We start from the raw sequence: 8,968 nt of genomic DNA, 5'->3' as shown, positions 1-8,968 counted from the left end.
GGCGGTCGCCGCGAGCGGCACGGCGTCGCCCTGGGTGTAGACGGCGCCCGCGGCCGGGCTGGTCAGCACCGTGATCGGCGGCTGGTGGGCGCCGACGCACGTGGTGCCGTTGATCGCGAACGAGGTGGGCGCGGCATTGGTGCCGCTGTAGGTGAACTGCGCGCCGGTGGAGACCGCGGCGCCGGCCGCGATGGTCCCGTTGTACCCGGCGTCCTTCACCGTGATGTTCTGCCCGGACTGGGACCAGGTGCCGTTCCAGCCGTTGGAGAGCTTCTGGTTGCCCGCGTAGGCGTACGTCAGCGTCCAGCCGCTGATGGTGTCCGTTCCACGGTTGGTGATCGTCACGTCCGTGGTGAAGCCGGAGCCCCAGTCATTGGTCTTGTAGTCGACACTGCAGGCAAGTGCCGCTGCGGACGCGGGAGTTGAAGCCGTACTGAGCATGGTGAGCGGAAGGGCCAGGGCCGCCACGACGGCGGTCCAGAAGCGCCGGGCTGCCCGGCGTCTCCTTCTGGGGTGCATGTGCTGGTTCCTCCTTGCGGCTCGGAGAAGTCAAGGCTTGAACCAGTGGGAGCGCTCCCATAGTGGGGAAGGTGGTGTGAAGGGTCAAGGTGCTTGAAGAGTCGAAAAGATTCGATGAATGTGGTTGAGGAAAAGTCAAGTGAACGCTCTTTTCTTTAACGTGACTTGGCGCTAGCTTCTCTGGCACCAGTGGGAGCGATTCCATCAGTCGACGCGTCCGCCCCGACGCGCCCGGTCTGCAAGGACTCGCTCATGCGACACCCCCCGCGTTCAGGACCGCGTTCAGGTCTTTTACTTGCCGGCGCAGCCGCGACCGCCCCCGAGGGCACCGTGGTCGCGCCGGTGGTCACGGCGTCGGGAGCCACCCCCGCGTGCACGGCGGAGCACTCCGTCACCAGCCAGTGGGAAACCGGCTCCCAAGGTGCCGCGAGGATCACCGACAGCACGGCAGCCGTGAGCCACGGGCGTCGGCGCCGGGTTCCTCGGCACCCTGTCGGGGAGCAACCCCGCGCCGACGGCGTTCAAGCTCAACGGCACCACCCGTCGTCTGCTCGGCGTCAACCGTTCCGGCGGCGAGTTCATGTGCGTTCAGGGACGCGGCATCCGGGGCGGTCCGCATTCCCTTGAGCGAGGAGTGCCGGCTCGGGCACTGGACCTCTTCTCGCCGGGGAGATCGGCGATGACACCGACGCCCCGGCCTGTTCTGTCCGGGCTGGACCTGGAACACCTGGGACCGCTCCTCCGGTCCCTCCCTGATCACCGGTTACGACGGTACCCCCACGTCGTACGGCATCGGGCTGCGTGATCACCTGCGCGCCCTGAACGGTCAACACCCGCAACCGAGAAGGAAACCCGCACTCATGAGTCGTACGAGAACCGCGCTCCTCGCTGCCCTGGCGCTGGTCGCCGGGGCCTCCGGGACGGCCCTCGCCGTCGTCCCCGGAGACGTCGGCATCTCCGCCGTTCCCTGCACCGTCGACTACCAGGTGCAGAACGACTGGGGCACCGGCTTCACCGCCAACGTGACGATCACCAACAACAGCGCCGCCAAGTCGAGCTGGTCACTGAAGTGGTCGTACGCCGGCAACCAGAAGGTCACCAACGGCTGGAACGCCAAGGTCAGCCAGAGCGGCACGGCCGTCACCGCGCTCAACGAGAGCTACAACGGCGCGCTCGCCACCGGCGGTTCGACCAGCTTCGGCTTCCAGGGCACTTACAGCGGCACCAACGCGGTCCCGGCCACCTTCACCCTCGACGGCGTGACCTGCAACGTCGACGGCGGCACCGACCCCACGGACCCGACCGACCCCACCGATCCCACCGATCCCGGCACCGGCACCCGGGTCGACAACCCGTACAGCGGCGCCAAGGTGTACGTGAACCCGGAGTGGTCCGCGCACGCCGCCGCGGAACCCGGCGGCACCCGCGTCTCCAACCAGCCGACCGGCGTGTGGCTGGACCGGATCGCCGCCATCAACGGCGTGAACGGCGGCATGAGCCTGCGCGACCACCTCGACGAGGCGCTGCGGCAGAAGGGCTCCGGCGAACTCGTCGTCCAGTTCGTGATCTACAACCTGCCCGGCCGGGACTGCTCCGCCCTCGCCTCCAACGGCGAGCTCGGCCCGACGGAGATCGACAAGTACAAGACGCAGTACATCGACCCGATCGCCGCGACCTTCGCCGACCCCAAGTACGCCTCGCTGCGCATCGTCACCACCGTCGAGATCGACTCGCTGCCCAACCTCGTCACCAACACCGGCAGCCGTGCGACGGCCACCCCGCAGTGCGACGTGATGAAGGCCAACGGCAACTACCAGAAGGGCGTCGGCTACGCCCTCAACAAGCTCGGTGACGTGCCCAACGTCTACAACTACGTCGACGCCGGTCACCACGGCTGGCTCGGCTGGGACGACAACTTCGCCCCCAGCGCGGCCATCATGAAGGAGGCGGCCACCACCGAGGGCGCCACCGTCGACGACGTGCACGGCTTCATCACCAACACGGCCAACTACAGCGCCCTGAAGGAGAACAACTTCAGCATCAACGACACCGTCGCCGGCAAATCGGTCCGCGAGTCCAAGTGGGTCGACTGGAACCGGTACACCGACGAACTGTCGTACGCCCAGGCGTTCCGCAACCAGCTGGTCTCGGCCGGCTTCAACTCGAACATCGGCATGCTGATCGACACCTCCCGCAACGGCTGGGGCGGTACGGCGCGGCCCACCGGGCCGGGCGCGACGACCAGCGTGGACACCTATGTCGACGGTGGTCGCTACGACCGCCGCATCCACGTCGGCAACTGGTGCAACCAGTCCGGAGCGGGTCTCGGTGAGCGGCCGCAGGCCAGCCCCGCGGCCGGGATCGACGCCTACGTGTGGATCAAGCCGCCGGGGGAGTCCGACGGTGCGAGCTCGGCCATCCCGAACGACGAGGGCAAGGGCTTCGACCGGATGTGCGACCCGACGTACACGGGCAACCCGCGGAACGGGAACAGCATGTCCGGCGCGCTGCCGAACGCCCCGCTGTCGGGGCACTGGTTCTCCGCGCAGTTCCAGCAGCTGATGCAGAACGCCTACCCGCCGCTGTCGTAACGGTGCGTCGGTGACTGCGCGTCGCGTGTCGTCGAGCGCGCAGTCACCCGCGCCCCTGGAGGACGTCGACGGCCGCCGGGGTCCGTCAGTTCCGTACTGACGGGCCCCGGCGGACCGTCCCTTCCGCCGGTGAATGGTTCCGCCCCCGTTTTTTGCCGTCCCGGCAACGGCACTGGCCTCCCCGCGGTGCGTCGGCGCACGCTGGCCCCACACGGACGAGAGGCTGACCCCCATGGCGCACGACCACGATCACCAGCACCAGCCGGCCCCGCACGGGCACCACCACGACCACACCGACATCGACTGGGCCGAGATGGCCCCGATGCTGGAGGACCAGGCCGAGCTGTACACACCCCTGTACGAGCACGCGATGGCCTGGCTGGCCAAGCGGCAGACCGAACCAGGGCTGGTCGTCGACGCGGGCAGCGGGCCAGGAGTCGTCTCCTGTCTGCTCGCCGACACCTTCCCCGGTGCCCGGGTCGTCGCCGTGGACGGCTCCGAGCCGTTGCTCGAACGGGCCCGGGACCGGGCGGGGCGGCTCGGCGTCGCGGACCGCTTCGGCACGCTCGCCGGTGAACTGCCCGGCGTTCTCGACGACTTGGACTACCCGGCCGACCTGCTGTGGGCCAGCTGGAGCCTGCACCACCTCGGCGACCAGAAGGCGGCGCTGGCCGCGTTCGCGGAGCGGCTCGCGCCCGGCGGGACGCTGGCGCTGCTGGAGGGCGGCCTGCCCACCCGGTATCTGCCGCGGGACATCGGCATCGGCCGCCCCGGGCTGCAGTCCCGGCTCGACGCGGTGCACGAGGAGTGGTTCACGGAGATGCGGGCCGCGCTGCCGGGTGCGGTCGCCGAGATCGAGGACTGGCCCGCGCTGATGACCTCCGTGGGGCTGAGGCCGACCGGCAGCCGCAGCTTCCTGCTGGACCTGCCCGCCCCGACCACCGACCGGGCCCGCAGGTGTGCCGTCACCGCCTTCACCCGGATGCGGGACGTCCTCAGCGAGCGCCTCGACGCCGACGACCGCGCCACCCTCGACCGGCTCGTCGACCCGGACGACAAGGCGAGCCTGCACCACCGGCCGGACCTGTTCGTCCTGACCGCCCGCACCGTGCACACGGCTGTCCGGCCGGTCTGACCCACGTCGGCGCCCTTGACTTCGAGAACGCTCCAAGTGATCTACTGCCTGGCGTTCACCGAGGACAGGGGGAAGCCATGACCGACTCTCCGGTCGCACTCATCACCGGCGGCGGCAGCGGCATCGGTGCCGCGGTCGCGCGGCAGCTGCTCGACGCCGGGCACCGGGTCACCGTCACCGGCCGCGGCGAGCGGCGGCTGCGCGGCTTCGCCGAGGAACTCGGCAACCCCGAGGGCCTGTTGACGCTCGCCGGTGACGCCGCCGACTACGACAGTGTGCGGTCGGCGGTCGACCGTACCGTCAAGGAGTTCGGGCGGCTGGACACCGTCGTCGCCAACGCCGGCACCGCCACCCACGACTCGGTCGCCGACGGCGACCCGGCCGGCTGGACCTCGATGGTGCTGACCAACGTGCTCGGCCCGGCGCTGCTGATCCGTGCCTCCGTCGACGCGCTGAAGGAGACCCGCGGGCGGATCGTGCTGGTCGGCAGCGTCGCCGGGTTCGTGCCCACGCCGGGCAACATCTACGGGGCGACCAAGTGGGCGGTGACCGGTCTCGCCGAGAACACCCGGCGCCAGGTCACGGAGTGGGGCATCGGCGTCACCCTGATCGCCCCCGGCCGGGTGGAGACCCCGTTCTGGGACGGCTACGGCAGCTTCCCGCCCGGTCATCTCCTCACCGCCGACCAGCTCGCCGACTCGATCGTGTGGGCCATCCGGCAGCCCGAGGGAGTCGACGTCAACACGGTCGTCGTACGGCCGATCGGGCAGCCCAACTGACCCCCGCGCGGGTCGGTGGCCGATGCATGGACCGCCGGTGCGCGGGTAGTCGGGCGATCACCGTGTTCGTCGTATCCCCGGCGTCCGACGTATCCGGCGGAAGGATTCCGCACCATGGCACGCACCGGCACCGGCACCCGCACCGGGACCAGCACCGACGCCGCCCGGGACCAGCCGCTCACGGCCCGGCTCCCTGGCGGGCCGCGCGCGGGACAGACGGTCGCGGCGGTGGTGCTGTCCCTGTCGCCGGTCTGCATCGAACTGTCCGAAGCGGAGGCCGGTACGGCGTCCGTGTACCGCTGTCTGCTCTGTGTGCCCGTGCTGGTGCTGCTGTCCCTGCCGGAGCACCGCCGCGAGGGCCCGCCGCCCCGGCGGCAACTGCTGTACGGGGTCGCGGGCGGGGCGCTGTTCGCGGGGGACATGCTGCTGTGGTCGAAGGCCATCACCGAGGTGGGGGCCGGGCTGTCGACCGTGCTGGTCAATGTGCAGGTCGTGCTGGTGCCGCTGCTGGCCTGGGCGGTGGACCGGGAGCATGTGCCGCGCCGCTTCCTGCTGTGGCTGCCGGTGCTGATCGCGGGCGTGGTGCTCACCGGCGGGCTGTTCGAGCAGGGCGCGAGCGGCAGCGACCCGGCGGCGGGCACCGTGCACGCCGTGCTCGCCGCCCTGAGCTACTCGGGCTTCCTGTTCCTGCTGCGCCGCGGCGGCTTCCAGGGCCACGTCGTGACGACGTACACCGTTGTGGTGGTCTCCGCCACCGTCTTCTCCGCCCTCGGCGGCTGGGCCTGGGGCGCCCTCGACCTCACCCCGCCCGGCGTCGCCCTGGGCTGGCTGGCGGTGGCGGCGGTCAGCAGCGGCATGATCGGCTGGCTGCTCGTCGCCCTCAACTCCCCGCATCTGCCGAGCCACGTCGGCGCGGTCCTGCTGCTGCTCACGCCGGTCGGCGCGCTGCTGCTGGGCGCGGGTGTGCTGGGGGAGCGGCCGACGCTCGCTCTGGGGGCACCTCCCACGCCCTTGAGGCAGTGGGGGAGGGGCGGGTGCGCCCTGATCCTGGTCAGTGCCTACGCCACGGTGACCAGTCGCAGGCGGACGTGACGAAGGCCCGGGCGGTGGTTCCGCCCGGGCCCTTCCTCACGCGTGGTCTCAGCCGACGTCGAAGGTCGCCGGGTCCGGGCCGATGCGGCGGTCCTCGTTGAGGGCGCTGATCGCGGCCAGGTCCTCGGTGTCCAGGCTGAAGTCGAAGACCTCGATGTTCTCCTTGATCCGGGACGGGGTCACCGACTTGGGGATGACCACGTTGCCGAGCTGGAGGTGCCAGCGCAGGACGACCTGGGCCGGGGTGCGATCGTGCTTCTGGGCGATGGCGACGATCGCCGGGACCTCCAGCAGGCCCTTGCCCTGGCCGAGCGGGGACCAGGCCTCGGTGGCGATGCCCTGCTCCGCGTGGAACTCCCGGGAGGCGTGCTGCTGCAGGTGCGGGTGCAGCTCGATCTGGTTGACCGCCGGGATGACCGAGGTCTCCGCGATCAGCCGCTCCAGGTGCTCCGGCAGGAAGTTGGAGACGCCGATCGCGCGGACCCGGCCGTCGGCGTGGAGCTTCTCGAACGCCTTGTAGGTGTCGACGTACTTGTCCCGGGCCGGCAGCGGCCAGTGGATGAGGTACAGGTCCACGTAGTCCAGGCCGAGCTTCTCCAGGGAGGTGTCGAACGCGCGCAGGGTGGCGTCGTACCCCTGGTCGCCGTTCCAGAGCTTGGTGGTGACGAAAATGTCCTCGCGGGGGAGACCGGAGGCGGTGATGGCCTTGCCGGTGCCCTCTTCGTTGCCGTAGATCGCCGCTGTGTCGATGCTGCGGTACCCGGCCTCCAGCGCGGTCGCGACCGCCTGCTGCGCCTCGTCGTCCGGCACCTGCCAGACGCCGAAGCCCAGCTGGGGCATCTCGACGCCGTTGTTCAGGATGATCGGGGGGACCTTGCTGCTCACGAGCTCTTGATCCTTACGGTTGTCGTCAGGTGGTACTCATATCGTCAACGATCACGAGCCGTGATGCATTCCTGACCGGGTAATCCACCGAAACGCCCCAAGGGTCCCTTTGTTTCCTCTCACGCCCGGTACAGGGCCTCCACCTCGTTGACGTACGCGTTCTCGATGGCCTTCCGCTTCAGCTTCAGCGACGGCGTCAGCAGGCCGTGCTCCTCGGTGAACGGCTGCGCCAGGATGCGGAACGTCCGGATCGACTCGGCCTGCGAGACCAGGGTGTTGGCGGCGACCACGGCCCGCCGCACCTCCGTCTCCAGATCGGCGTCGCGCACCAGTTCGGCCGCCGTCATCCGCGGTTTGCCGCGCATCGCCAGCCAGTGCTCGACGGCCTCCTGGTCGAGGGTGACCAGGGCGGCGACGTACGGGCGGTCGTTGCCGACGACGATGCACTGGGAGACCAGCGGATGGTCCCGGACGCGTTCCTCCAACTGGCCCGGCGAGACGCTCTTGCCGCCGGAGGTGACCAGGATCTCCTTCTTGCGGCCGGTGATGGTGAGATAGCCGTCCTCGTCGAGGGAGCCCAGGTCACCGGTGGCGAGCCAGCCGTCGTGCAGGGTGGCGTCGGTGGCCTTCTGGTTGTTGAGGTAGCCCTGGAAGACGTTGTCACCGCGCAGCCAGATCTCGCCGTCGTCCGCGATGTGCACGGTCATGCCGGGGATGGGCTGTCCGACCGTGCCGTAGCGGGTGCGCTCGGGCGGGTTGGCGGTGGCGGCGGCCGTCGACTCGGTGAGGCCGTACCCCTCGTAGATGTGGATGCCCGCGCCCGCGAAGAACAGGCCGAGCCGGCGGTCCATGGCCGAGCCGCCGGTCATCGCCTGCTTGATGCGCCCGCCCATGGCCGCGCGCATCTTGGAGTAGACGAGCTTGTCGAAGAGCTGGTGCTGCATGCGCAGCCCCGCCGAGGGCCCCGGTCCGATGCCCCAGGCCTTCGCCTCCATGGCGTCCGCGTACTTCACCGCGATGTCGACGGCCTTCTCGAAGGCGCCCGCCTTGCCCTCCTTCTCCGCCTTGCGGCGCGAGGCGTTGAACACCTTCTCGAAGATGTACGGCACCCCGAGGAAGAACGTCGGCTTGAACGCGGCGAGGTCGGGCATCAGCGCGGCGGCGTTCATCTGCGGCTGGTGGCCGAAGCGGACCCTGCCGCGGATCGCGGCGACCTGCACCATCCGGCCGAAGACGTGCGCGAGCGGCAGGAACAGCAGGGTGGCCGCCTCGTCGCCCTTCTTGGAGTGGAAGACCGGCTCCCAGCGCGCGATGACGGTGTCCGCCTCGTACATGAAGTTGCCGTGGGAGATGACACAGCCCTTGGGGCGTCCGGTGGTGCCGGAGGTGTAGATGATGGTGGCGACCGAGTCCGGGGTGACCGCCTGCCGGTGCCGGTGCACCACGTCGTCGTCGAGGTGCGCGCCGGCGTCGTAGAGCTCCTGCACACAGCCCGCGTCCAGCTGCCACAGCTCGCGCAGCCGCGGCAGCCGGTCGATGACGGTGGCGATCGTCATCGCGTGGTCCTCGTGCTCCACGATCGCGGCGGTGCACTCGGCGTCGTACAGCATCCAGAAGCACTGCTCCGCCGACGAGGTGGGGTAGACCGGCACCACCTGGGCGCCGATCGTCCACAGGGCGAAGTCGAAGAGCGTCCACTCGTAGCGGGTGCGGGAGACGATCGCGACCCGGTCACCGAACCGGATGCCGCGCGCGAGCAGCCCCTTGGCGAGGGCGAGCACCTCGTCGCGGAACTCGGCCGAGGTCACGTCCCGCCACTGCCCGGACTCGTCCTTGCGGCCCAGCGCCACGCACAGGGGGTCCTCCTGGGCGTATTCGAACACCACGTCGGCCAGGCCGCCCACCGGGGGTGCCAACGCCAACGGAGGGTTGGTGAACTCGCGCAAACCCCGCTCCCTCGACATTGG

General features: G+C 70.1%; 7 protein-coding genes. 4 read left to right on the top strand and 3 right to left on the bottom strand.

The genetic code is table 11. From position 1 onward, the window contains the following. A partial coding sequence (locus DI272_RS45185; RefSeq protein WP_258314496.1) for a cellulose-binding domain-containing protein occupies window positions 1-519 on the bottom strand: 519 nt, incomplete at its 3' end. An 860-nt stretch (window positions 520-1,379) separates the two neighbouring features. Between DI272_RS45185 and DI272_RS09005 the strand changes: the two genes are divergently transcribed. The 4 genes from DI272_RS09005 (at window position 1,380) to DI272_RS08990 (ending at window position 6,116) form a co-directional block, all read left to right on the top strand. Beyond that, on the top strand, window positions 1,380-3,110 hold the full coding sequence (locus DI272_RS09005; RefSeq protein ID WP_109500748.1) for a glycoside hydrolase family 6 protein: 1,731 nt from the start codon (window positions 1,380-1,382) through the stop codon (window positions 3,108-3,110). A gap of 232 nt (window positions 3,111-3,342) precedes the next feature. Next, window positions 3,343-4,245 carry a trans-aconitate 2-methyltransferase gene (locus DI272_RS09000; protein WP_109494838.1) on the top strand — a complete coding sequence of 301 codons (903 nt, stop codon included), beginning with the start codon at window positions 3,343-3,345 and terminating at the stop codon, window positions 4,243-4,245. Window positions 4,246-4,322: 77 nt separating this feature from the next. Next, on the top strand, window positions 4,323-5,024 hold the full coding sequence (locus DI272_RS08995) for an SDR family oxidoreductase (protein ID WP_109494837.1): 702 nt from the start codon (window positions 4,323-4,325) through the stop codon (window positions 5,022-5,024). A gap of 114 nt (window positions 5,025-5,138) precedes the next feature. Continuing rightward, window positions 5,139-6,116: a DMT family transporter gene (locus DI272_RS08990; RefSeq protein WP_109494836.1), complete on the top strand. Its 978-nt coding sequence runs from the start codon at window positions 5,139-5,141 to the stop codon at window positions 6,114-6,116. 48 nt (window positions 6,117-6,164) lie between these two features. Here the strand turns inward: DI272_RS08990 and DI272_RS08985 are convergent, their stop codons facing one another. Beyond that, complete coding sequence (locus tag DI272_RS08985; protein WP_109494835.1) at window positions 6,165-7,001, bottom strand: aldo/keto reductase; 837 nt, start codon at window positions 6,999-7,001, stop codon at window positions 6,165-6,167. Window positions 7,002-7,120: 119 nt separating this feature from the next. Further along, window positions 7,121-8,947 (bottom strand): long-chain fatty acid--CoA ligase, encoded by a 1,827-nt coding sequence (locus DI272_RS08980; RefSeq protein WP_109494834.1) that lies wholly within the window; start codon window positions 8,945-8,947, stop codon window positions 7,121-7,123. Window positions 8,948-8,968: the final 21 nt, after the last annotated feature.

The organism is Streptomyces sp. Act143 (assembly GCF_003143935.1).
In the GTDB taxonomy this organism is placed as follows: Bacteria; Actinomycetota; Actinomycetes; order Streptomycetales; family Streptomycetaceae; genus Streptomyces.
The sequence above is the reverse complement of the archived record's forward strand: the minus strand, read 5'-3'. Positions and strand labels throughout refer to the sequence as shown.